The sequence below is a fragment of the Dehalococcoidia bacterium genome (assembly GCA_021295915.1).
Lineage (GTDB): Bacteria > Chloroflexota > Dehalococcoidia > Lucifugimonadales > UBA1123 > VXRN01.
The window spans coordinates 35,971-58,141 of sequence record JAGWBK010000013.1; the positions used below are offsets into that span (position 1 = coordinate 35,971).

Consider the following 22,171-nt stretch of genomic DNA (forward strand, 5'->3'; position numbering starts at 1 on the left):
GTCTCACCCACTTAGAAGCTGTGTCAATTGGGGGGTGCCTTCTAAAGTCCCCTCTCCCTCAGGGAGATGGTGAGAGCCTGCCCCGGACTTGATCCGGGGGTGAGGTTGAAAACACTGTCTACCAAACTGACACAGGCTCAACCCCTGCACAACTCAGGTGCCCAACTGGTGACATGATGACGTTTCCGTGTGTATCCTCGCACGTGAGAGTTAGCTTGCTATGGAGGCAACCCGATGACACTTTCTGCAATGCGGACAGGTCACCCGTACCACATGCACGACGCGATTATGGCACAGCCGGAATCGATCGCTCGCGTTCTCGCAGACGAGGGCGAAAACGTCAGTGCGGTGGCGGAGTTGGTCCGCAATTCTTCGAGGGTGCACGTCGTCGGAATCGGCACATCCTGGCACGCCGCCCTCATCGGAGAGCACCTCCTGAGAACAGTGGGAAATCGGGAGGACGCGCGTGCATGGAACTCATTCGAGTTCTACAACCGTCCGCCCTCTCTTAGCGACGATGACGCAGTAATAGTCCTCAGTCACCGAGGTACGAAGACCTACTCTTTGCGTTCACTGGAATACGCGCACGAGGCTGGAGCGAAGACAGCGCTTTTGACAGGCATAGGTTCGGATGCCCGCCGCGAACTCGCAAACGCTGTCGTGGAGACCTCCTTCCACGACCCGTCGTCGGCATTCACAGTCTCTCACACAGCTGCAATTACCGCGCTGACAATGCTCGCAATCGAGCTATCCTCACAGCACACAGCCGAGACACTCGCCGGCCTGCCGGATCTTGTACGGGAGGCTATTTCCTCGGAGAGCGTAGTAAGAGAGTGGGCTGCCAAATCCGTCGACGTGCAGCGGTTCTACTTCGTCGGAACAGGCGCGAACGCATCCACGGCCTACGAGGCCGCCCTCAAGATGAAGGAGGCCAACTACACGACGACAGAGGGACTGCATCTCGAGCAGTACCTCCACGGTCCATTCGTGTCTACCGATGAAGGCTGCCTGGTTACATTCATCGCCCCACCCGAAGATGGCCCGGAGGACAGGACGGTCGACATCATGGGAGCCGCCTCCGAGGTTGGCGCTCGCACCGCAGGCATCCTCCAGGCGGGAGATGGCGTCCGTGCCGAACTCGTAGATACGGTCATCAGCGTGCCCGAGTGCGACGAGATCTTCTCGCCGATCGTGTACCTGGTCCCGCTCCAACTCCTGACATACTGGCTGGCCCTGGAACTCGGCCACAACCCCGACACGTTCAGGCTCGACGACCCCAAGCATCTCGCCGCCCGCGAGCACTACACACTCTAAGCCTGCCTTGACACTCTGACTGAGCTCTGCACGGGCCGGATTCGTCGTCAATTCACAAGACCGCACCTTGCAACCGCAGGAGCGGTCTGCTTAGAATTTCCCCGGTGGCCTTGATAGGCGTGAGGCTGCCCTAACCCTTTAAGTCGGTCCAGTGAGGCTGGCAAGGAACGTCACCCCGTACCACGATACGGGGGACGAAGCGGAGCAACGGTCGCCGCCACGCGCGGCCACATCCGACACGGCCGCGAACCTCTTGCCAGCAACGGCAAGAGGTTTTTTTGTTGACCCAGGGCGAAGCACCTCCAATCGGTCGACGGATACTCACCTCCGATGAGATGCGGCGCGCGCTGGTCAGAATCTCCCACGAGATTCTGGAGCGCAACGGCGGCGCGGACGACCTCGTGATCGTGGGCCTCCACAGCGGGGGAGTCCCGATTGCGCAACGCATCGCGGAGTTCGTCAAGGGCTTCGAGGATAAGGACGTGCCGGTAGGCTCGCTCGACATAGGGCTGTACCGTGACGATCTGGCCGGCGGCGCACGCCCACTGATGCGCCCTACCAGCATACCGCCCATCCAGGGACTTCGCGTTGTGCTCGTCGACGACGTCCTGTACACCGGGCGCAGCATACGCGCCGCAATGGACGCGCTCACCGACTTCGGACGGCCCAGCCAGATCCAGCTCGCCGTGCTCGTCGACCGCGGCCATCGCGAGCTGCCATTGCGGGCCGACTACGTGGGTAAGAACGTCCCAACCTCCAACGACGAGGAGGTGGACGTGAGGCTGACAGAGATCGACAGCGTGGACGAGGTGCTCCTGTCCAGAAAGGTGGACGCATGACTCAGACGATCCCAATAGAGCGGCCTCCGGTCGTGCCGTTCGAGCGCCCAAGGCCGACCTACGTCCCCGGACGCAGGCACGTACTCGACATGGACGACTTCTCCCGTCAGGAGATCGAGGACACATTCCAGAACGCCGACGCCATGCGCGAGGTGATGAACCGCGAGATCAAGAAGGTGCCCACGCTGAGGGGCAAGACGGTCATCACCCTGTTCACAGAGGCGAGCACGCGCACGCGGGTGTCGTTCGAGCAGGCTGGCAAGATACTTAGCGCAGACGTCATCAACGTGTCCGGCTCAGGCAGCAGCGTGGAGAAGGGTGAGTCACTGTACAACACCGCGCTCACGTTGCAGGCCATGAACGCCGACATCATCGTCGTCAGGCACGGACACTCCGGCGCTCCCCACTTCCTGGCGCGGCACCTGGACGCGTGCGTCATCAACGCCGGAGACGGTGCCCATGCACACCCGACGCAGGCGCTGCTGGATATGTACACAATGCGCAACTACTTCGGCCGCGTCGAGGGACTCAAGGTGGCCATCGTAGGCGACATCCTGTACAGCCGTGTCGCACGCTCCAACCTGTGGGGACTGACAACGATGGGCGCTGAAGTAACGCTCTGCGCCCCACCTACACTGCTTCCCCAGGACCTGCTCGACCGGAGGGCCGACATCGAAGGCCACCCGTTCGCGAATGTCAGGATCGTCACAGACATCGAAAACGCTCTCGAAGGTGCGGACGTGGTGTACGCGCTGCGACTGCAGCTCGAACGTCAGCAGGCCGGGCACCTTCCTTCGCTGAGAGAGTACTCACGTGAGTACGGCATCAACGAGGAGCGGCTGAAGCTGGCAAGTCCGGGAGCACTGGTGATGCACCCCGGCCCGATGAACGAGGGCGTGGAGATAGACCCGGCAGTCGCCCACGGCTCACGCTCGATGATCGAAGAACAGGTCACAAACGGCGTAGCCATCCGCATGGCGCTGCTGTACAGCGTGGCCACTCCAATCCGAGAAGGCTATCCAAGACTGCCGTAGAGGAGTGAGAGGCGGCCACAAGCTTCCCCTTCCCTAAAGGAACAACAGAAGTGGGTGAAGGTATGCGGACCAGCATGGACACCAGCCATTAGGCCCCCTCTTCCGCCGCGGAGGGTTGGGGTGAGGGTGAAAAGGCCGAACACCCACCTCACACACCCGCAGGAGCAGACCATATGCAAGAAGAATCACCAGAACCCCGCACCGACAGGCCCACCTCCTACCCAGGCTGGGATGGGACACTCCCCCGCCACAGGGCGACCCTGATCATGTGGCGCGGCGGCAGATTGCTTCTGGTCAGGGACCGAGGGCGCGATGCCTATGTTCTCCCCGGCGGAGGCATCGAGCGCGATGAGCTTCCGATCATAGCGGCCGCGAGAGAGCTTCATGAGGAGACCAGTCTGGAGGCGATGTCAATCAGGTACCTGTTCACGCACGAGGGCAAGTACAACGACCACCACCTCTACGAAGTGGAAGCCGAGGGCGAAGTCGTCGTGCGGGGCGATGTCGACGGCTTCACATGGTGGGACACCAGGGACGACACGCCTGTCTTCCCGCACGTGCGCGGAATCGTCGCGCGGCTCTGAAGCCAGATGGGCAACACACCTAAGAGAAAGATCCGGCACCGGGCGACCGCACTGGTAATGCGTGACGGAAAGCTCCTACTGCTCAGGGAGCCGGTGGACGTCGAATTCAGTCTGCCCGGTGGAGGGATAGAGGATGGCGAACCCCTGCTGGTTGCATTGCACAGAGAGTTGAAGGAGGAGACAGGACTAGTCGCCTCCAGGGTTGACTATCTCTTCGAGTACTGCGAGTTCTTCGGCTGCCAGAAAACTGGCGACTTCTGGGGACAGGTACACAGCGTTTTTCTTGTTGAAGCGAGCGGCGAAGTCTCACTCAGCTATGAGCATGTCGAACTCGCATGGTGGGACGGCGAGTCCGATCTACCCATGTGGGACTACGTGCGACCGATGCTGACTATGTTGAATAGGAGTGAATAAAGTGGCGCTAGTTGTCATAAAGGGCGGTAGGGTAATCGACCCGTCAGAGGGCGTGGACATGATCGGAGACGTTCTCATCGGGGATGGCAGAGTCGTTCGTGTCGAAGCCAATATCGCGACACCTGAGAACGCTCAAGTCATCGACGCTGAAAGAATGGTAGTCAGTCCCGGGTTCATCGACCTCCACTGTCACCTGCGTGATCCCGGACTGGAGTACAAGGAGACCATCGCCTCGGGCACCCGCGCCGCCGCGAAGGGCGGCTTCACGACCGTGTGCGCGATGCCGAACACCGAGCCTACCATGCACACTCGCGCCACGGTCGAGTACGTGATGGAGAAGGCCCGGACGGAGGGCGCGGTGCGTGTTCTCCCCATCGGATGCGTCACGAAGCGATCAGCGGGAGCTGAACTCGCAGAGATGGCAGAGCTCGCAGAGGCTGGCTGCATCGGCTTCAGTGACGACGGTCACCCGGTTGTCGACTCCAACATCATGCGACAGGCTCTGAGCTACGCGTCAGGACTCGGGCTCCCGATCATCAACCACTGCGAGACGCCGGACCTGTTCAGGGATGGCCACATGAACGAGGGGTGGGTGTCCAATCGTCTCGGAATCCAGGGAGCGCCCAACTCGGCGGAGGAGACGATGGTCGCGCGCGACATCATGCTCGCCGAGCTTACCGGTGGACACATCCACCTGGCGCACATTTCAACTGAGCGAACGCTGGACCTCGTCCGCAGCGCGAAGGAGCGCGGTGTCCGTGTGACCTGCGAGATCACGCCTCACCACCTCACGCTGACCGACGAGGCGGTAATGGGCAACGCTGGCGGCCATCCATTCGACGCGCTAGAGACCGCCGCGTACGACACCTATGCCAAGGTGAACCCACCGTTGCGCGCCCGCTCCGACATGGAGATTATGGCCGCTGGCCTCTGCGACGGTACGATCGACGTGATCGCTACCGACCACGCTCCGCACAATCAGATCGAAAAGCTGTGCACCTTCGAGGAGGCGGCGATGGGCATCAGCAACCTGGAGACTGCGCTCGGGTCTGTCATGTCGCTGGTGCACGCAGGCCAGGTCGGACTGCCGCTCATGATCGAGAAGCTGACCTCGGCTCCAGCAGAGTTCCTGGGCCGCACCGACATCGGCAGCCTCAAGCCCGGCGCCAACGCCGACGTCACGATCTTCGACCCCAACGCCAAGTGGACGGTCGACGTCGATGCGTTCGAGTCCAAGGGCAAGAACTCCCCCCTCCACGGCCAAACCCTCCACGGCCAGGTGTCAATGACGCTGGTGGGCGGTAAGGTGGTGTACTCGAACGGACACGCCTCTTGATGATGACGTACAATCAGATCGTCTAAGGTTGATCGGAGGTGCGTGAATGCCTGAGCTAGACCGGATAACTCATGATCCCCAGGTAATGGGGGGACGTGCATGTATTCGTGGTATGCGCATCACGGTTTCCCTCGTGCTGAATCTGGTAGCCAGCGGCATGTCCACGGACGAGATCATAGAAGCGTATCCGTACCTCGAATCCGAAGATGTCCGTCAATGCCTACGATATGCAGCGTGGCTGGCGGAAGAGAGCATTCACCCGATGGAGCCTGTCACAACGTGAGGTTCCTGGCAGACGTTGGGATTTCTCCTCTAACAGTTGAGTTCCTAAATTGCCTCGGGCACGATGCTCTTCATCTCTATGAACAACGCCTCCACAGGATGAAGGACCCGGACATACTGCACAAGGCCCGCAGTGAAAGCCGCATACTCCTTACTCATGACCTCGACTTTGGCGAGCTAATGGCTGCGAGTGGTGCCGAACTGCCGAGTGTGATCATCTTTCGCCTCAGAAGAATGCAGCCTCAGATCCTCAATAATCACTTAACGTACCTGATCTCGGAATTTGAACCAGACATTGACCGAGGAGCTATTTTAAGCGTGAGCGAACGTCAGGTTCGCGTCCGGCATCTCCCAATAGAACGGCGTGAGCCATAGACGGTCTTGGAGACTTACTTTGGAAGAATCGCGGAGAGACACTACCACCACTCGTGCGTTCGGTACATGAAGCTTGGCAAAACAGTGGTTCGGGCAATTTGAGGGATGGGAGACGAAGGTGGTTGAGGCTCCTACCAGGTGCTGATGTCTTCCTACGGCCAATTGTGGGGTGAACTACCCTCAGCCAGACCCCAATCTCCCCTCCGCAAGTTCCATCAGCCTCTCATTTACCCCCGACCGATCAGCCGGCTCCACCGGATCAGGCAGAGCCTTCAGCTCTGGAAGCAGATCTCGTTTCAGCACCGACGCTTCCTCGTCGGTTAGCGACGACATGGCGATGACGTCGTCAGGACCCCACATCACGGCAAGCCTGAACCCGTAGTCTGCGACGGCCATCTCTATCAGTTCTCTCAATGTCTCCACGGTCTTAGGACCTCCTCAACGTGGGATAACGCTGCAGCGTCTACTGACTGGAAAGATTTCCGCCGCCATCGATTATGTAGCTGGCCCCCGTGATGAATGAAGACTGTTCCGACGCCAGGAAGAGAATGAGTTGAGCTATGTCTGAGGGCTTCCCCGGTCTTCCCAGGAGAATCTCGTTGGTCCTCTCCTCAAACCGCTCCGTGCTGCCCGTCGATCCCCTGGCCTGCGGCGTGTCTGTAAGTCCTGGAAGGATGACATTCGACCGAATCCCGTACTCAGCGTACTCACTCGCGACCGCCCTTCCCAGACTGATCAAACCGGCCTTGCTGATGCCGTACGGACTGGCCATGCCCCCTCCTCCGAGGGCCGATACCGAGGATATCGAAACGACCGCCCCACCCTTTTCCATCATGTGAGGCAGCACATACTTGCAGCAGTAGAAGGCACCCTTCAGATTTGTCTGCAGGGTCAGATCCCATTCCAAGTCGGTGATTTCATGGACTCGATGCACCATACGAATGAAGATCCCAGCGTTGTTCACCAGGATATCCGGGGGACCAAATCGTTCAACGGCCCGCTCCACCATCCGCTGCACGTCGCCAGACTTGGAAACGTCGGTCTCGACGTATATGGCGTCGCCGCCCCGTTCATTGATGCTGGCCACCGTTCGCTCGCCCTCGACATCGTTCCGGTCAGCCACGACCACGGAAGCGCCCTCACTCGAAAACAGCTCGGCTGTCGCCCTACCGATGCCCGTAGCGGCGCCAGTGATGATCGATACTTTGCCCTCAAGAATTCTTGCCATTATGTCCTCTCCAGTCGCGACTTAGCGTGTACGCTGGGAGATGGCTTACCCACTTCAAGTGCCTCATGTACGCCGTAGGTAGGCTGCCCCGTTCGCCTGTCGAGTTTAGCATCGTATGATATCCAGAGGTAATCGGCTGCAGTCAGACGAACCTGTATCAGTTTAGTCGGCCCCACGCTCCGGCATCGAAAGTCCCCTCTCCCTCAGGGAGAGGGTTAGGGTGAGGGTGAAAACACTGCCTATCAAACTGACACAAGCTCCAGGCAGACGCCAAGCCGTATGGTACCGTTTGTCCCGACATAGGAGATAACACCATGACAACCGACCAGGACACCAGCACTTGGAAGAAGACCCCCGACGGCATCCCCATCCCGCCACCGTCGCCGGACGACGTGCTGTACGAGGCCAGAGACGGGGTCGCGCGGATTACGCTAAATCGCCCCATCGTGCTCAACGCCATCAACAAGAACGTCAATCGACTCCTCGACGGCGCTTTCGACCAGGCCGAGTCAGACGAGGACGTGCGCGCTGTGATCCTGACAGGGGCCGGACGCGCCTTCTCGGCGGGAGGCGACCTGTGGTCGTCGCTCTACCCTGACGACGACCCCGCTCCGAACGCGATCGATCTGCAGCTACGCATCTGGTCGTTCCCGAAGCCCGTGATCGCAGCAGTACGCGGCCACGCTGTGGGCCAGGGATGCGAGCTGGCAGGCGTGTGCGACCTTACCATCGCCGCCGAGAGTGCGCGTATGGGCGAGATCCAGATACGCCACGGATTCGGCATTCCGATGCTCATCACTCCCTTTATCACCGGACAGAAGCAGGCCAAAGAGATACTGCTCCTGGGCGAGATCGTCACAGCAGAGGACGCTCTGCGCATGGGCATGGTCAACCGAGTCGTCCCGGACGACGAGCTAGATGAGGCCGCCAACGAGATGGCGCACAAGCTCGCGGTGCTCCCGCCTTCGGTGGTCCGGCTCAACAAGCGACTCGTCAACCTCGTGTACGAGCAGATGGGCCTGATCGACTCCGTTCGCTACCGCGAAAACGACGCGCTTCAGGACATGCTGGAGGCGGAGGACACGGTCGGCGCCGGACGTCATCGCATTCGCGAGGAGCAGGGATGGGCCGCGTTCAAGCACGAACGCGACCATGGGTACAAAGAATCAAGATAGACATAACGTAAACTCTGTGATGGTTCAGTCCTTGCATGTAGAGGAGCATCCACATTCCACTGTCCTTCACCTGGCCTAAAACCCTCTCCATGATCGCTCTAACGATCCTGTTCGCGATCGGCTGCTCATCAGGACCGCCTCCACCGGAACCCGCTTCCGAACTTGCACCGTCTCTAGTCGTGCCGCCGACTCAGACCCCCGCTCCCACTCCCACAGCCGAACCATCGCCTGTCGAGTCTCCGCCACAGTCGTCTACAACGGCAGTGGTCTTCCCAAAGGACGAAGGGTCTCATGACACGCCCATCGAATGGTGGTACTTCAACGGGATGCTGCGCGACAATGCCGGCGGCGAATACAGTTATCACTTCGTCACCTTCCAGTTGGAGGGAACTAGCGGCGGTACACCTCACCTGTTGCAGGCGACCCTGGGAGACCACCGGAGCGGTGCGCACTACGACGCGGAAACTCCGGCGCTGGCGCCGACACAGCCCGAAGCCGACGGGGTGGACATCGCTACCGGCGGTTGGACCATGCGCGGTGGTCCTGACGGCTACGATATGGGCTTCCAGCTCAGCGGAGCAGATGGCCCGGTTGACCTGGAACTGAGCGCAGTGTCCCAACGGGAGCCGGTGTTGCACGGTGGTAACGGCCTTGTGGACATGGGGCCGGAGGCAGGCTCAACGTACTACTACTCCCGTACTCGCCTCGCAGTATCCGGTTGGATAGACGACACTGGAGGGCGCCGCGAGGTGAGCGGCCCGGGCTGGATGGATCATCAATGGGGCGATATCACCCGAACTGACATCGGGTGGGACTGGTCCAGCATTCAGCTTGATGACGGCTCGGACCTGATGGTTGCTGTTATATGGGACCCGGACGGACACCGCCATCTGGCCGGGCACGGCACCTACCGGGAGCCCAACGGCGGCGTGACCCACTACGACGAGGATGACATTTCGATTACCCCGCTGGGAATCTGGGTGAGCCCGGAAACTGGCGTAGAGTACCCATCGGGCTGGCGGGTGGAGGTCGCACCTCTGGGACTGGACCTGGAGTTGACGCCTTATGTGGAACAGTCCGAGTTCACCAGCGAGTTCATAAAAGTATCCTACTGGGAGGGGGCGGTTTCAGTGACCGGACAACGCGAGGGCCAGCCTGTAACGGGCTGGGGTTTCGTGGAACTGGTGGGCTACGACCCGAAGCAACTGGAAGCTACGCCCAGCCCGCAGCAACCGTAGTGGTCAAGTCAGCCGCTGTCGTCGAAGTCCGACAGTTCTAGGTTCCATGACGGTGCAATCATGCACAGTCGGCTCAAATCTGCTTTGCACGCGAGGGCGAATCGCCTTTATCCTGTATGGGCCCAGCCTGCCCCGGAGGTTCGTCTGCGACCAATGACTCAATTCGCCCACCTGGTACTTGAAGACGGCTCGTCTTATAACGTCGCAGCGGACGCACGGTGAGGTCGTGTTCAACACGTCGATGACGGGGTACCAGGAGATCCTCACCGACCCGTCTTACGCTGGTCAGATCGTAGTGCCGACGTACCCGCTCATCGGCAACTACGGGATCAACAGGGACGACTACGAATCGCGCAAGATCCAGGTATCAGGATTCGTAGTGCGCGACCACTGCGATGCTCCGAGCCACGCTGCCAGCGACATGACGCTGGACGACTTCCTGAAGTCGCAGGGCATCGTCGGACTCAGCGGCGTGGATACGCGTGCGATCACCCGCCGGCTCAGGACGAGCGGTGTAATGATGGGCACCATCGCGATCGCTGAGTCACCGGAACAGGCTCTCGCCAGACTCAGGGAGATGCCGACCTACGAAGGCACAGACTTCGTGCGAGAGGTCTCGACCGCTGAGCCGTACGGCTGGGAGACTCCCCTGACCGGTGTTGAGCCGCTTGAAAGAAAGTACCGTGTGCTGGTCTCAGACTGCGGTCTGAAGTACAACATACTGCGCAACCTGCGCACGCGCGGATGCGAGGTCATGGCATACCCGGCAACCGCGTCGGCAGATGATCTGCTCGCGATGAAGCCGGATGGCGTGCTGATGTCTCCCGGTCCCGGCGACCCGGACCTGCTGGACTACGCAGTCGACACCGCCAAGGGGCTGGTCGGTCGTGTGCCGATGATGGGCATCTGCCTCGGCAACCAGATCATTGCCCGTGCGTTCGGAGGCCGGAACTACAAGCTGAAGTTTGGGCACAGGGGCGGCAACCACCCGGTCAAGGAGATCGCAACGGGCCGCGTCCACATAACCGCACAGAACCACGGATACGCCGTCGACCCCGACAGCCTGCCGTCAGACCTCGAGGTCAGCCACATCAACCTCAACGACGGGACAGTCGAGGGCCTTCGACACACATCCCTACCGATCATGAGCATCCAGTACCACTCCGAAGCATCCCCCGGCCCCCGCGACAACGAGTACCTCTTCGACAGATTTATGGACCTCGTAAGGGAGCACTCGTCCTGATTCGCATTTCTCTTCAGACGCGTCCATGATGTGATATTATGATGTCTAAGAATGATGCTGGATAATGATGCAAATAAATGTGAGGCTGTCCGATGAGGACTACACTCGACATCGATAGCAGATTGCTGGATCGGGTTGTTAACGCCACAGGTGAAAGTTCCAAGAGTAAGGCCGTTAACGTGGCACTCAAGGAGTTCATTCGTCGGAAGTATGCTCAGGAGCTAATAGACTCGTGGGGCAGAATCGTCGTTGACGACTTCAGTGAAGAAGCCGCCAAACTCGACGAGAGACGAAGGAGTTTCCTGGATTCCATCGGGAAGGATCCTTCTTGACTATCTTGGTGGAATCTTCGGTCTTGGTACATGCACAGAGGCTTCCGAATTCTGAAGAAGCGGGACATCTAGCTTCTCTCATCGTATCTGGTGATGCCGCAGTGACGGGGCCAGTTATCATGGAGTACCTGAGGGGTGCTCGATCCGACGACGAGTTCAATTTCCTGAGCGAACGGATTACCTCCCTGGACTTTCTTGAATTGGACCCGCCGACATGGGTGTGGGCAGGGAGACTGAGCGGGCGCTACATGCGTGCTGGTGTGACTATCTCCGATCTCGACATCGTCATCGCCGCCACCGCAATCAGGTACGGTGTTCCCCTATACACCTTTGACGGAGTGTTCGTCCGCATACCGGAGCTTGACCTGTACGAACCTCCTTTTCAGGAAGCGGACAAGCAATGACTTCATCGTCTGGGTTCCTCAACATCGCACACCGTGGAGCTTCTGAATATGCCCCCGAGAACACGTTTGCGGCTTACGACAAGGCGCTCGAATTGGGAGTTAACCATATTGAGATCGACGTCCACTTCAGCCGCGACGGCCATATCGTCGTCATACATGACGACACACTGGACCGCACCACTGACGGCTCCGGCCCCGTCGCTGACCTGACCCTCGCTGAGCTCCGTGAACTCGACGCCGGATCGTGGTTCGGGTCCGAGTACGCTGGTGAGCGAATCAGGACCCTGGCCGAGCTCTTCGAGCACTACAAGGGACGGTTGCACTTCCACATCGAGATCAAGGCCCGCGCTGAGGGGCTGGCGAGTCGAGTAGCCGACATGGTCAGGGCACACGGGATGACCGACGACGTCACGATTACGTCGTTCTGGAGACCGTGGCTCGACGAGGTGCGAGAGTACGCACCTGAGCTGACCACCGGCTGGCTGGTGCCGCTCGGACCTGTGGACTGGGACGACTCGATCATCGAACAGGCTGTCGCTCTTGGACTGGACCAGGTCTGCCCCAGAGCGAACATCACGACCCCTGAACTGGTCCGCACGCTCCACGAGCGCGGATTCGTGGTCAGGTGTCAGGGCGTGTACAGCGAGGATCTCATGCGACACGTCGTCGAGTGCGGCGCGGACGGCATGACCATCAACTTCCCGGACAAACTCACTGAATACCTAGCCCTCAGACCAGGTGGTCAAAGGGTAGATGTATGACATTAGGCCAGGCTGGAGGTAGGCCCATTCAGGAAAAACCGACTAAAGTACTTGTTATCGGCTCGGGGCCGATCGTCATTGGCCAGGCTGCGGAGTTCGACTACGCAGGCACGCAGGCGTGCAAGGCGCTGCGAGAGGAAGGCGTCACTACCGTCCTCGTGAACTCGAACCCGGCGACGATCATGACCGATGAGGACATCGCCGATGTCGTCTACATCGAGCCCCTGACCATCGAGGTACTGGACCGGATCATTGACCAGGAGCGCCCCGACGGGCTGCTGCCGACGCTCGGAGGTCAGACCGGCCTCAACCTCGCAGTGGAGCTTGCCGACGCCGGCATCCTGGACAAGTACGATGTGCGACTGCTCGGCACTCCGCTTGAGACTATACGCAACGCCGAGGACCGCGAGCTGTTCAGAGACCTGCTGGTGAGCATCGGAGAGCCTGTGCCGCCGTCTGAGATAGCAGAGTCTGTGGAAGACGCCTACCGGGTCATGGACGACATCGGTCTGCCGTTGGTCATTAGGCCCGCGTACACGCTGGGCGGCACCGGTGGAGGCATCGCCAACACCGTCGATGAGTTCGACCAGTTCGTCAGGAGCGGCCTCGCAGCGAGCCCCATCACCCAGGTGCTGGTCGAGAAGTCGCTGGTCGGCTGGAAAGAGATCGAGTACGAGGTGATGCGCGACGGCGCGGACAACTGCATCACCATCTGCAACATGGAGCGTCCACACCGGCGACAGCATCGTGGTCGCGCCAAGCCAGACGCTGACCGACAAGGAGTACCAGTTCCTGAGGTCCGCAAGCCTCAAGATCATCCGCGCGCTGGGAATCGAGGGCGGCTGCAACATTCAGATGGCCCTCGAACCCGGGGATGTCGTCGCCGAGACGCTTCCAGGCGGCGGTCGCGCCGAAGACAGTTATTACATCATCGAGGTGAACCCCCGCGTCAGCCGCAGCTCTGCGCTTGCCTCCAAGGCGACCGGCTACCCGATAGCCAGGGTCGCGGCGAAGATCGCGGTCGGCAAGCGCCTCGACGAAATCCCGAATGCCGTCACCCAGCAGACACTCGCCGCGTTCGAGCCCGCACTCGACTACTGCGTGGTAAAGATTCCACGCTGGCCGTTCGACAAGTTCCCGCTCGGCGACCGTGTTATCGGCACACAGATGAAGGCGACGGGCGAGGTCATGGCTATCGACCGCTCCTTCGAGGCGGCGTTCCAGAAGGCCGTCAGGTCGCTTGAGATCACCAACCGGTCGCTGCTCTGGGAGGACTCCGGGTGGGACAGCGACGAAGACCCTCTCACCCACCTGCCTATCAACCCGAACGACGAGAGGCTATGGGCGCTCATGGCCGCGCTTCGCAGGAACAAGACCCCTGAAGAGGTGTCCAGGGCGACAGGCATCGACCCGTGGTTCACCAGGGCATTCAACCGCATCGCCCTGATGGAGCTGAGGCTGCTGGACGAGACATTGACCCCAGAGCTGCTGTGGATGGCCAAGCGACTCGGCTTCGGCGACGAGAAGATCGCCGTTCTCACCGACCGCAGCGCCGAGCAGGTACGCGCTCAGCGCCAGGAGTGGGACATTCGTCCCGTATACAAGATGGTCGACACCTGCGCCGCCGAGTTCGAGGCGCTCACACCGTACTTCTACAGCACCTACGAGCAGGAGAACGAGGCGCTGCCGACACCCGACTCCAAGGCGCTGGTACTTGGCAGCGGTCCGATTCGCATAGGACAGGGCATCGAGTTCGACTACTGCTCGGTCCACGCGGCATGGGCGCTGCAGGAGGAGGGCATCCAGAGCGTGATGGCCAACTCCAACCCTGAGACCGTCTCGACTGACTTCGATACCAGTGACAGGCTCTACTTTGAGCCGCTCGACGAGGAGTCGGTCAGGGACATCCTGGAGAACGAGGCCATCGGGTCGGAGAACGGAGACCCGATCATCCCGCCATCCATGGTGCAGTTCGGAGGCCAGACAGCCATCAACCTGTCCCAGTCTCTAGATAAGGCGCGGCTGCCGATTCTCGGCTCTACGGCGCAATCGATAGACACCGCCTCTGACCGTCACCTGTTCGAGGAGTTCCTGGCTATGGTCGGAATTCCGAACCCGCCGGGCTCCGCTGTGATGGACATGGAGCAGGCTCTGACCGTCGCGCAGGAGATCGGCTACCCGGTGCTGGTGCGTCCAAGCTACGTGCTTGGCGGGCGCGCGATGGAGATAGTCCAGAACGCCTCCGAGCTCGTGCGCTACATGACGAGCGCGTTCGATGCCGGATCGGGCAGGCGTGTGCTCATCGACAAGTACTTCGAGGGTCGCGAGGTGGAGGTCGACGCCGTCTGTGACGGCGAGACCGTGCTGATTCCCGGCATCATGGAACACGTCGAGCGCGCCGGTGTCCACAGCGGCGACTCGATGGCGATCTACCCAGGCGTCACTCTGAGCGAAGACGAGGTCGACACGATCGTCGACTACACGACGAGAATTGGCCGGGCGCTCGAAGTGCGCGGTCTGATGAACATTCAGTACGTCGTCGTGGGAGACGGCTCGCCGTACAGGAGTCCCAGATCCTCAACTCCCTCTCCCTCGACAGGTGAGGGTGAAAACCAGAACGGCAGCACCGAGATTTACGTGATCGAGGTCAACCCCCGCTCCAGCCGCACCATTCCGTTCATCTCCAAGGTGACCGGCGTTCCAATGGTCAGGCTGGCCGTCAAGGCCATGCTCGGCCGCACCCTCAAGGATGAGGGCTACGAGGGCGGCCTCTGGAAGCGCCAGAAGCTGGTGGCCGTCAAGGCTCCAGTCTTCTCGATGTCCAAGCTGACTGGAGTCGATACCTACCTTGGCCCTGAGATGAAGTCCACAGGCGAGGTGATGGGGATCGACACCGAGTTCACCCCCGCCGTCGCCAAGGCGCTCATGGCAGCAGGTCTTGCAGTGAAGCCCGGCGACTCGGTGCTTCTGAGCATCGCCGACCGACACAAGGCCGAGTCTGTCCAGATGATGCGCGACCTCAACGCGGCGGGCTGCACGATGTACGCCACTGAGGGCACGGCCGCCATGATATCCGGCCTTGGACTGCCGGTAGTCCCGTTGCCGAAGCTGCTTTCTGTGGGTCACCCCAACGTCGTCGACGTTATCGAAGACGGGACGGTACAGGCCGTGGTCAACACGGTCACCGGCGACCGCGAGGTGCTACAGGACGGCTTCGCCATCCGCCGCGCCGCGACCGAAGCGCGAATACCCTGCTTCACATCGTTGGACACGGCCCGCGCCGCCGTCGAGAGCATGGTCGGCTCAGGAGCCGAGTACAGCGTCAAACCCCTACCCGCCTACAGAAATAGTGAATAGTGAATTTGGAATGGTGAACACCCAGGGTTCGCAAGTTCATGTTGATCTGCCAGAAAGAACCTTTGCCTTCGCGCATCGAGTGCTAAAGCTCTGCCAGTACCTTGACCGTACCCCTGGTGTAAATCGGCTTCTCGCAAACCAGCTGCTTCGTTCTGCGACCTCCGTAGGCGCAAATGTTGAGGAGGCGCAGGCTGGCCAGAGTCGAGCCGACTTTGTAAGTAAGATATCGATAGCCTGCAAAGAGGCGCGAGAGACACACTATTGGCTCAGGCTCCTATCGGCAGCAGGGATCGTTGATCAACAGCGCTTAGGCGACCTGCTTGACGAGTCCAATCAGATCGTAGCGATTCTGACGACCATTACGAAGAATGCTAGAGTGAACTGAGAGTCACGTCTCGAGGTCTCACAATTCCAGAGCGCGTTCGCAGGGTCTCGATGCCGCCGATCGATGCGCTGAACACGCGCATGGCGGAGCTCAACGCTGCCGGTGGCGACGTCATCAGCCTTGGTCAGAGCGTGCCGTTCTTCGGCCCGCCGCCGGAGATGGTCGAGGCCGTCAGGGATGCGCTGGACAGCTTCGGCCCTAGACTCCACACCTACGGCCCGGACGCTGGCATCCCGGAGCTGCGTCAGGCGCTCGCTCGGAAGCTGTCAGACTTCAACAACGTCGAGGTAGACCCTGACAGTCAGTTGCTCGTCACTCCGGGCTCCAACCAGGCTTTCATGGTCACAATGATGACAATCCTGGACCCGGGAGACGAGGTCGCCATAGCCTCACCGTACTACTTCAACCACCACATGGCCATCGAGCTCTGCCAGGGGGCAGTCCGGGAAATCCCTCTGAGCGAGGAGGACGGCTTCCAGATGAGACTGGAGGACGTCGAGAGAGTCATAACACCGCGCACAAAGGCCGTCGTGATCATCTCCCCGAACAACCCGACCGGCACGGTGTACGATCCAGACGAGGTCATGGCGATTGCCAGGAGCCTCACCGAGCGCGGCATCTACGTCATCACCGACGACGCCTACGAGGTCTTCTGCTACGACGGCGCTGAGCACACCGACCCGATGTCGGCCGTCGAGTCGTCGGAGTACCTGGTCACACTTGGCAGCCTGTCCAAGACCCTCGGCATGACCGGGTGGCGCATAGGCTACATGGTCGCCGACCCTGGACTCATCAGGCAGGCGCTGAAGGTGCAGGACGCCACCGCCATCTGCGCGCCTATCATCGCCCAGGTGGCCGCGACTGCCGCGCTGGAGCAGATGCCCGCATACCCGATGGGCATGATCGAAGAGCTCGACGAGCGTCGCGACATGCTTCAGAGCGTCGTCGTCGAGTCCCCTGCCCTGCACTGGCAAAGGACCAACGGCGCGCTGTTCGCGATGGTGAGAGCCGACGCCGTCGGCAGCGACCGCCGGGAGCTAGAGTCGGAGCTGCTTGAGAACGCCCATGTGTTGACCGTCCCCGGCAGGGCCTTCGGTACCCAGTGGAGCGACTTCATCAGGATCTCGTACGGCTGCTCGCCGAGGGACCGCTACGAAGTTGCGCTTGAGAGGCTTGCAGACTTCTTCGGGGGCTAGGGACTCTCAGCAGTCAGCCTTGGTCGGATCCCCACATCCTGCCCCACCGTCGTTCCGGCGAAGGCCGGAACCCACGAAGTGGCTCGCCGCTCGGCAATCCAGAGGGATGGGGTGTCCTTCGACAAGCTCAGGACGAACGAATTGTCGGTTTACCTAACCCCGTAGCAAGGGGGAGGAAGTTTCTGCAGCGATCCAATAACGAAAAGAGGGCGGCTTGTGCCGCCCTCTGTTGTTGGTGCCGTTAGGGTTTGTGGAGTCTAGCCGGAGGCTCGCTCCACGGCGGCGGTGATGGCGCGGAGTGCGTAGACCTTGGTCAGGTGCTCGCGGTACTCGGCGGAGGCATGAATGTCCTCGTTCATCTCGATGCCGTTGGATGCCCTGCCTGCCGCGCTGCGAATCGCGTCGGCGTCGCCGGAGCTTCCAACGAGCCGGGCTTCAGAGTCGGAGGCGCGAGACGCGCTCGACCCAGAGCCGGTCACCCCTATCCGCGCGGCTGTCACACTGCCGCCTGAGACGGTAACTGACGCCGCAACGCCGACAATCGCGAAGTGTGAGGCCTTGTTGGCCATCTTGGCGTAGGCCGCGCCGGAACCCGCGCCCTGTGCCGGGATCCGGACCTCGGTCAGGATCTCGTTGGGCTCGAGGGCGGTCGTGAACAGGTCTACGAAAAAGTCGTCAGCCGAGATCGTGCGGCTGCCGCCTGCTGAGGTCGCGACGATCTCAGCACCTAGCGCAAGCATGACCGCAGGCAGGTCCGCCGCTGGGTCGGCATGGGCGAGGCTGCCGCCGATGGTGCCCATGTTGCGCACCTGAGGGTCGGCAACAATCGCAGCCGCCTCGGCGATAACAGGCGCATTCTGCTGGACGGCGTCGGAGTTGATGATGTCGTAGTAGCTGGTCGTCCCGCCTATGGCGAGGGCGCCGCCGGACTCGTTTATGTAGCTGAGTCCGCTGATCTTGCCGATGTCGACGAGAGCGCTCGGCTCGGACAGTCGCAGCTTCATCATCGGGATGAGGCTGTGTCCGCCGGCAAGCACCTTGGCGTCGGCGTCATCGTTCAGAAGAGCAAGCGCCTCTTCAACAGTAGAAGGTGCGTGATAATCGAATGCTGATGCTACCATCTCAGGCTCGGCCTCCTTGTAGGGGTGTAGACGGGCAGGTTTCAAACCTGCCCCTACGCTATCGGTAGGCTATCGGGACGCCGCTAGGACATTTTGTCGGCGGCGTACTGGACCGCCTTGACGATGTTGTGATAGCCGGTGCAGCGGCAGAAGTTGCCGGACAGTCCGTTCCGGATCTCCTCTTCCGACGGGTTGGGGTTCTTCGCAAGCAGGTCCAGCGAGGACATGATCATGCCTGGTGTGCAGAATCCGCACTGCAGACCATGCATCTCCCAGAAACCCTCCTGTATTGGGTGAAGTTCGCCGTTGGAGGCGAGACCCTCGACGGTGGTGACCTCTCCGCCGTCGACCTGGACAGCGAAGATGGTGCACGACTTGACCGCCGCGCCGTTGAGGATGACGGTACAGGCACCGCAGCCGGAGGTGTCGCAGCCGACGTGAGTGCCGGTCAGGTTCAGCGTGTCTCGGATGAACTCGACGAGCAACTGTCGAGGCTCGACGTCAGATGTGTGCTGGGTGCCGTTGACGGTTATGGAAATCTCGCGACCCATAGCAAAATCCTCCGTGTGTAAAGAGTGTCAGGAGTCGCCTCTAGCAAGGCAGGCCGATTATATCAGCAAAGAGGTGAGGGGGCTACTGGGGGGTGATAGCTTGCCGGTCGGATCATGAGTGTCCCGATGCGGGTTGAGCAGGACTGGAACGTGCTGAAGCCAGCATTGGGCCATCTACTCGTTCTGTTCATCGAATTCAGCATCTGAGTATCCGTCAAAATAGCCTTCGATATAGCCTGAAATACGCGATACTCGGTCGCTGTTGTCGTTAACTTCGACTTCAAGGCGTTCCATTCGTTGATCTGTGGTATTTATTCGAGAGGTCAGGTTTTCTACCCGTGATTCGATGGCGCCGATAAGAAAAGCCGCAACGGATATCACAAGAATAACCATCGTGATAGAAACGGCGATTGTGGTCCACTCTCGAAAGTTGAGAGGCGCCCTCCATGTCGATGACTTGGTCTGGTCAGAGTTCGTACCATCAGATGTCTTTGTATTCTGTATTTCCGTGTCGATTTCTCTCACCCGGTTGACTCTAATCCTCTAAAGGGTCGTTAACTGAATAGTCCGTCCTCGTGCAACGTCACCCTGTCGATCTGGTAAATGGTCTCCTGCAGGCTAGCGACGATACGACAGTAGTTGTCCAAGTCTTCAAGCGTATGGGAACGACCTTTACAGTTCTTCAGGCACTGCTTTTGGATCTGAAGCTACTCTTGCTGATGTAGGCTCGACCTTGCTTAGAGGGTGGCCAAATGTCTACCTTGATCGTAGCCACATTGGAACACTTGTGTCAATCGAAGTCGTTGTCCTCAGCGGTCCAAATGCACAATCCGTTGCAAGTTCGTCACTCCCGCAAAAGCGGGAGTCCAGTGGGGTGAGGGGGGATTGCCGAGCGACGCGCCACTTTGTGGATCTCTGCGATCGGGGGAATGCGAAAACAGGACGATGGTAGTGGACGAGGTGTGGATTCTCGTTCCCCATTTCCACGGGGACAAGCTTCGTGGGAATGACGGGTGAGGCAGCGGGAAAGGTGGGCGGGGTGGCAGGAATTGCGAGTGGTGTATGGGAGGCAACATCAGCAGATCTCTTTGTAGAGGTCTAGCCACCTTGGATTTTCTTTCTCGATCAGTTCGATCTTCCATACTCGTCTCCACTTCTTGAGGGCGTTTTCTCTGAGTATGGCGCTTTCCATGGTCTCGTGGACTTCGTACCAGACGAGGTTGTGGACGTTGTAGCGCTTGGTGAATCCCTCTGCGAGGTTGTTCTTGTGCTGCCAGACGCGTTGTATGAGGTCGGAGGTTACTCCGATGTATAGGGTGCCATTGCGTTTGTTCGCAAGGATGTAGACGCAGGGGAGTTTCATGTTGGTTCTCCAGGGTGTGTTTTCTGCTCTCGTTATTCGCCGGAATGGGGCGTCGGGGGTGTCGAAGGGCGAGGTGTGTGGGCGAGGTGTGGATTCCCGCTTCCGCAGGAATGACGGGTGGAGGGCCGGGAATGACGTGTGGAGGTGTTGGGATTGACGAGTGGGGTGGTGGATATTAGGGGCTGGGGTACCGGGTGTATCGAATGGGGTGCGAGGAATGGCTACTGGGCGTGGGGATGGACAATGTGAGTAGGCGAGGTGTGGGTTCCCGCTTTCGCGGGAATGACTAGGGGAGGATAGGGAATGACGAGTGGGGAGCCGGGGGTGACGGATGGAGGTTCGAGGGTGACGAACGGAGGTCTGGGTATGTCTATTGTGGAGTTGTATGGAGTGCAATGGGGTTAGACCCATATCTTGGTGATTCTTCGGTTGATGAGTTGGGTGATGGCCCAGACGAGGGCGTCCATGCGGTCGGGGGAGACGTCGGCTGGGCCCTTTGGGGTCCAGGTGCACATCTGGTCTTCGAGGTCGGGGAAGGTGCCGACGTGGTGGACCTTGCCCTGTTCGTAGAGTGCTGCGACCGGCTCGGCTCGGGCGTACTTGCCTCGGCTGGCATTCACCGACACGTACCTGAAGGTCTGTCGGCCGGATGCGGTGCGCAGCACCTCTTTCACAAGGTCGCCGCCGTTGTTGACCTCTCCTATGATCCGGTCGGCGCTGTGCTTGTCGTAGAGGGCTATGGCTCGCTCTGCCCAGCTGTTGGGAGACATTCGGCCTGAGCCGTCGGCGATGACGTAGTAGTGCTTGTCGGAGTCGACTCCGGCGACGACTATGCCGGTCTCGTCGCTTCGGGCGTTGGATGTTACCGCGGGGTCTATGGCTACGACGACCTGCGCAAGACTTTCGGGAGCAGTCTTTAGCCGTGCGTCGTCAATCCACTGTCTCTCCCAGAGGGCGTCCTCTGACTGGTCGAGGAGGTCTGCGTGTATTTCCTGTCTTCCGGTGCGGGTGCCCTCGTACTGCGCCCTGATGTTGGAGTAGAAGCTGGGTGCCAAGTTGTCCTCGTTGTCGTAGGTGGTGCCTCGTGTGACCACCACGTCGGGTCGGGCTACAAGCTCTCTGAGTAGGGCTACCGGCTTGGGAGTGGTGGTGACCACACAGCGGGGATCGGAGCCGAGCCTAAGGGCGAACGCTAGGTTGTCCCACGTGTCGCGAGGGTACTTCCAAGATGCGAGCTCGTCGCACCATGCAGCGTCGAACTGCGGGCCTCTGAGCTGGTCGGGCTCGTAGCTTGAGAAGAGGAACGCTGTTGCTCCGTTGGGCCACGTCAGCTTTCGCTTAGTGGACTCGTACTCGGGCATTGCCCATGGAGGGCAGATGCTGAGGATGCCGGACTCGCCCTGGATCATGGTGTCCCTGATCTCGGCGGGAGTGCGGGCGACAAGGGCGATTCTGCCAGCTTTGCCTGATTCGACCTGTGATCGTACCCACTCTGCGCCGGTGCGTGTCTTTCCGAAGCCGCGTCCGGCGAGGAGTATCCACGCGGTCCAGAGTCCGTCGGGCGGAGTCTGGTTCTCCCTGGCCATTAGCGGCCAGCGGTACCTGAAGCGCAGGTGTGGGTCGGGCGGCAGTGTGTGCC

General features: G+C 60.3%; 23 protein-coding genes and 1 pseudogene. 17 read left to right on the forward strand and 7 right to left on the reverse strand.

Translation table 11 applies throughout. The annotated features are described in order from the left end of the window. The first annotated feature begins 234 nt into the window (after positions 1–234). The 8 genes from J4G14_05700 to J4G14_05735 all read left to right on the forward strand — a co-directional run bounded on the left by J4G14_05700 (position 235) and on the right by J4G14_05735 (position 6,178). Positions 235–1,314, forward strand: coding sequence for an SIS domain-containing protein (locus tag J4G14_05700; protein MCE2457293.1), 1,080 nt, complete (start codon positions 235–237; stop codon positions 1,312–1,314). Between the two features lie 305 nt (positions 1,315–1,619). Next, positions 1,620–2,153 (forward strand): bifunctional pyr operon transcriptional regulator/uracil phosphoribosyltransferase PyrR, encoded by a 534-nt coding sequence (gene pyrR, locus J4G14_05705; protein ID MCE2457294.1) that lies wholly within the window; start codon positions 1,620–1,622, stop codon positions 2,151–2,153. Continuing rightward, positions 2,150–3,187, forward strand: coding sequence for an aspartate carbamoyltransferase catalytic subunit (locus J4G14_05710; GenBank protein ID MCE2457295.1), 1,038 nt, complete (start codon positions 2,150–2,152; stop codon positions 3,185–3,187). The genes pyrR and J4G14_05710 overlap by 4 nt, the downstream gene beginning before the upstream one ends. A gap of 173 nt (positions 3,188–3,360) precedes the next feature. Then, positions 3,361–3,771, forward strand: coding sequence for an NUDIX domain-containing protein (locus tag J4G14_05715; GenBank protein ID MCE2457296.1), 411 nt, complete (start codon positions 3,361–3,363; stop codon positions 3,769–3,771). A gap of 6 nt (positions 3,772–3,777) precedes the next feature. Continuing rightward, on the forward strand, positions 3,778–4,185 hold the full coding sequence (locus J4G14_05720; protein ID MCE2457297.1) for an NUDIX hydrolase: 408 nt from the start codon (positions 3,778–3,780) through the stop codon (positions 4,183–4,185). 58 nt (positions 4,186–4,243) lie between these two features. Then, positions 4,244–5,521, forward strand: coding sequence for a dihydroorotase (locus J4G14_05725; protein ID MCE2457298.1), 1,278 nt, complete (start codon positions 4,244–4,246; stop codon positions 5,519–5,521). Positions 5,522–5,567: 46 nt separating this feature from the next. Further along, entirely contained in the window at positions 5,568–5,804 is a 237-nt protein-coding gene (locus tag J4G14_05730) for a DUF433 domain-containing protein (protein ID MCE2457299.1), read from the forward strand. Then, positions 5,801–6,178 (forward strand): DUF5615 family PIN-like protein, encoded by a 378-nt coding sequence (locus tag J4G14_05735; protein ID MCE2457300.1) that lies wholly within the window; start codon positions 5,801–5,803, stop codon positions 6,176–6,178. Before J4G14_05730 ends, J4G14_05735 begins: the two co-directional genes overlap by 4 nt. Positions 6,179–6,358: 180 nt before the next feature. On the opposite strand, the gene J4G14_05740 is transcribed toward J4G14_05735, so the two are convergent. Beyond that, complete coding sequence (locus tag J4G14_05740; protein MCE2457301.1) at positions 6,359–6,601, reverse strand: hypothetical protein; 243 nt, start codon at positions 6,599–6,601, stop codon at positions 6,359–6,361. Positions 6,602–6,641: 40 nt separating this feature from the next. Then, positions 6,642–7,406, reverse strand: a complete 765-nt coding sequence (locus J4G14_05745) for an SDR family oxidoreductase (GenBank protein MCE2457302.1) — start codon at positions 7,404–7,406, stop codon at positions 6,642–6,644. 314 nt (positions 7,407–7,720) lie between these two features. Here J4G14_05745 and J4G14_05750 point away from each other — a divergent pair, with 314 nt between their 5' ends. The 9 genes and pseudogenes from J4G14_05750 to J4G14_05790 all read left to right on the forward strand — a co-directional run bounded on the left by J4G14_05750 (position 7,721) and on the right by J4G14_05790 (position 17,497). After that, the gene (locus J4G14_05750) at positions 7,721–8,581 is read left to right on the forward strand and encodes an enoyl-CoA hydratase/isomerase family protein (protein MCE2457303.1); all 861 of its coding nucleotides are present in this window, start codon (positions 7,721–7,723) and stop codon (positions 8,579–8,581) included. Positions 8,582–8,670: 89 nt separating this feature from the next. Next, positions 8,671–9,819: a hypothetical protein gene (locus J4G14_05755; GenBank protein ID MCE2457304.1), complete on the forward strand. Its 1,149-nt coding sequence runs from the start codon at positions 8,671–8,673 to the stop codon at positions 9,817–9,819. Between the two features lie 178 nt (positions 9,820–9,997). Then, positions 9,998–11,062: a glutamine-hydrolyzing carbamoyl-phosphate synthase small subunit gene (gene carA / locus J4G14_05760; protein ID MCE2457305.1), complete on the forward strand. Its 1,065-nt coding sequence runs from the start codon at positions 9,998–10,000 to the stop codon at positions 11,060–11,062. 92 nt (positions 11,063–11,154) lie between these two features. Continuing rightward, positions 11,155–11,394: a type II toxin-antitoxin system VapB family antitoxin gene (locus tag J4G14_05765; protein ID MCE2457306.1), complete on the forward strand. Its 240-nt coding sequence runs from the start codon at positions 11,155–11,157 to the stop codon at positions 11,392–11,394. Between the two features lie 23 nt (positions 11,395–11,417). Beyond that, positions 11,418–11,798: a PIN domain-containing protein gene (locus tag J4G14_05770; GenBank protein MCE2457307.1), complete on the forward strand. Its 381-nt coding sequence runs from the start codon at positions 11,418–11,420 to the stop codon at positions 11,796–11,798. Continuing rightward, positions 11,795–12,559, forward strand: coding sequence for a glycerophosphodiester phosphodiesterase (locus J4G14_05775; protein MCE2457308.1), 765 nt, complete (start codon positions 11,795–11,797; stop codon positions 12,557–12,559). The genes J4G14_05770 and J4G14_05775 overlap by 4 nt, the downstream gene beginning before the upstream one ends. After that, positions 12,556–15,916, forward strand: a pseudogene (carB, locus tag J4G14_05780) (carbamoyl-phosphate synthase large subunit). The gene J4G14_05775 and the pseudogene carB overlap by 4 nt, the downstream one beginning before the upstream one ends. 10 nt (positions 15,917–15,926) lie before the next feature. After that, positions 15,927–16,301, forward strand: a complete 375-nt coding sequence (locus tag J4G14_05785; protein ID MCE2457309.1) for a four helix bundle protein — start codon at positions 15,927–15,929, stop codon at positions 16,299–16,301. Between the two features lie 50 nt (positions 16,302–16,351). After that, the gene (locus tag J4G14_05790) at positions 16,352–17,497 is read left to right on the forward strand and encodes an aminotransferase class I/II-fold pyridoxal phosphate-dependent enzyme (protein MCE2457310.1); all 1,146 of its coding nucleotides are present in this window, start codon (positions 16,352–16,354) and stop codon (positions 17,495–17,497) included. 257 nt (positions 17,498–17,754) lie between these two features. On the opposite strand, the gene J4G14_05795 is transcribed toward J4G14_05790, so the two are convergent. The 5 genes from J4G14_05795 to J4G14_05815 form a co-directional block, all read right to left on the reverse strand. After that, positions 17,755–18,618 (reverse strand): xanthine dehydrogenase family protein subunit M, encoded by an 864-nt coding sequence (locus J4G14_05795; GenBank protein MCE2457311.1) that lies wholly within the window; start codon positions 18,616–18,618, stop codon positions 17,755–17,757. Positions 18,619–18,701: 83 nt separating this feature from the next. Continuing rightward, positions 18,702–19,169 (reverse strand): (2Fe-2S)-binding protein, encoded by a 468-nt coding sequence (locus tag J4G14_05800; GenBank protein ID MCE2457312.1) that lies wholly within the window; start codon positions 19,167–19,169, stop codon positions 18,702–18,704. Positions 19,170–19,343: 174 nt separating this feature from the next. Further along, entirely contained in the window at positions 19,344–19,694 is a 351-nt protein-coding gene (locus J4G14_05805; protein ID MCE2457313.1) for a hypothetical protein, read from the reverse strand. Between the two features lie 550 nt (positions 19,695–20,244). Further along, positions 20,245–20,532, reverse strand: coding sequence for a GIY-YIG nuclease family protein (locus J4G14_05810; protein ID MCE2457314.1), 288 nt, complete (start codon positions 20,530–20,532; stop codon positions 20,245–20,247). 401 nt (positions 20,533–20,933) lie between these two features. Next, positions 20,934–22,118, reverse strand: a complete 1,185-nt coding sequence (locus J4G14_05815; protein MCE2457315.1) for a DNA-packaging protein — start codon at positions 22,116–22,118, stop codon at positions 20,934–20,936. Positions 22,119–22,171: the final 53 nt, after the last annotated feature.